This window comes from Streptomyces sp. LS1784 (genome assembly GCF_020103755.1).
GTDB lineage: Bacteria > Actinomycetota > Actinomycetes > Streptomycetales > Streptomycetaceae > Kitasatospora.
In genome coordinates this window covers 1-1,637 of sequence record NZ_JAHSQD010001007.1, presented here as the reverse complement: position 1 = coordinate 1,637, position 1,637 = coordinate 1, and the positions used below count along the sequence as shown (strand labels likewise).

At 75.3% G+C, this 1,637-nt stretch carries 3 protein-coding genes; 2 read left to right on the top strand and 1 reads right to left on the bottom strand.

The features are described from left to right. Window positions 1-487 (top strand): C40 family peptidase (locus tag KS423_RS45135; RefSeq protein ID WP_224285466.1); only part of this gene is annotated, 487 nt, incomplete at its 5' end. Between the two features lie 44 nt (window positions 488-531). Here KS423_RS45135 and KS423_RS45130 read toward each other — a convergent pair. Beyond that, entirely contained in the window at window positions 532-1,008 is a 477-nt protein-coding gene (locus tag KS423_RS45130) for a MarR family winged helix-turn-helix transcriptional regulator (protein WP_224285465.1), read from the bottom strand. Between the two features lie 89 nt (window positions 1,009-1,097). Between KS423_RS45130 and KS423_RS45125 the strand changes: the two genes are divergently transcribed. Beyond that, complete coding sequence (locus KS423_RS45125; RefSeq protein ID WP_224285464.1) at window positions 1,098-1,508, top strand: VOC family protein; 411 nt, start codon at window positions 1,098-1,100, stop codon at window positions 1,506-1,508. Window positions 1,509-1,637: the final 129 nt, after the last annotated feature.

The following is a 1,637-nucleotide window of genomic DNA, read 5'->3' as shown; positions in this document are numbered from 1 at the left end:
CCCGCCGCTGTCGGCCGAGGCGCTGGGCGGCCGGGTCGCCGCCGTGGCCGCGGGCCAGCTCGGCGTGCCGTACGCCTGGGGCGGCGGCGACCGGCTTGGCGCGAGCCTCGGCTTCTGCGACGAGCAGAACGGCTGGCTGGACGGAGTGTGCCTGGGCGAGAAGACGGTCGGCTTCGACTGCAGCGGCCTGTCGCTCTACTGCTGGTACCGGGCCAGCCAGGGCGCCGTCGAGCTCGGGCACTACACCGTCGCACAGTTCCACCTCAGCGCTCCGGTGGAGCGCGACGCGCTCACCCCGGGCGACCTGCTGTTCTTCTCCCGGCCCGACGCGCCGCTGCACCACGTCGGGATCCATGTCGGCGAGGGCGCAATGATCCACGCCGAGCGGACGGGCACCCTGGTCGCCCGGGTCGAGAACGTGCTCGACGTCCCGCGCTGGGCGGGCGAGTTCGCCGGCGCCCGCCGCCCGGGGCAACCCGCCGGCTGACCCATCGGCCGGGTCTCCACCGGCCTCTCCACCGGGCCGGCCGGTCACAGGCCGCCGCGCCACTCCCCCATCCCGTGGTGCACCCGCAGCAACAGCCCCTGCAACGCCTGCCGCTCCCCCGCGTCCAGCGGCGCGAGCACCTCGTCCTGCACCGCCCGCGCCTGCGCGTCCAGTTCGGCGAGCAGCGCGAGTCCGGCGTCGGTGACCGAGACGGAGACCCGCCGCCGGTCGACCTGGTCCCTGGCGCGCTCGACGTACCCGGCTGCGGCAAGCTGGTCGGCAACCTTGGCCAGGTCACTCGGGTCGATGGCCAGCCGCCGCACCAGGTCCCGCTGGGCCTGTGGGCCGAAGTCGGCGAGCGCGGCCAGCACCGCCATGTCCCAGAGCCTCAGGCCGCGTTCGGCCAGCCGCTCGGCCAGCCGGCCGCGCGCCGCCTTGCCGACCCTGGAGAGCAGATAGGTGCTGAGGTCCAGCAGAGTCGGGGGGAGCTCGGCGGCGGGGTGCGGGTTCTCGGAGGCCATGGCGGAAGTCTAGGGCCTCTCCCTATAGTGGGTTCAGACCCATCAATTGCCTCGCTCCCTCACCGCCCCCCCTTGCCAGGAGTTCGCCCGTGGACGCCCTGTACCCCCGACTGCTCGTCACCCGCTTCGCCGAGTGCTTCGGCTTCTACCGCGCGGTCCTTCCGCCGCTCACCGGCGCCACCCTGGTCAAGGGCGCACCCGAAGGCCCGTACGCCAACTGGGACCTCGCCGACCACGCCCTCCTGGTGCTCTTCGACCGCGCCGCGATGGCCACCGCCCTCGGCACCGCCGAACTGCCCGCCCACCCCGCCGCCCCCGCACAGGACGCCGCGATGCTGGTCCTCCGGGTGGACGACGTGGACGCCGCCCTCGATCTCTGTCTGCGCCACGGCGGCACCCCGGCCGCGCCGGCGACCGACCGCCCCGAGTGGGGCCCCGACCTGCGCAGCGCCCATCTGCGCGACCCGGACGGCCACTTGATCGAGCTCCAGTCCTACTGAGCGGCCCGCGCCGCACCGGGACCTCCGCCTCCTGCGGCACAGGCCGTCGACAGGACGCCCCGGCCGGACGGGCAGCGGGCGGAGCCCGGCCGGGGTGGCGGCCCCGACCGCCAGGTGTCCGCACGGCGG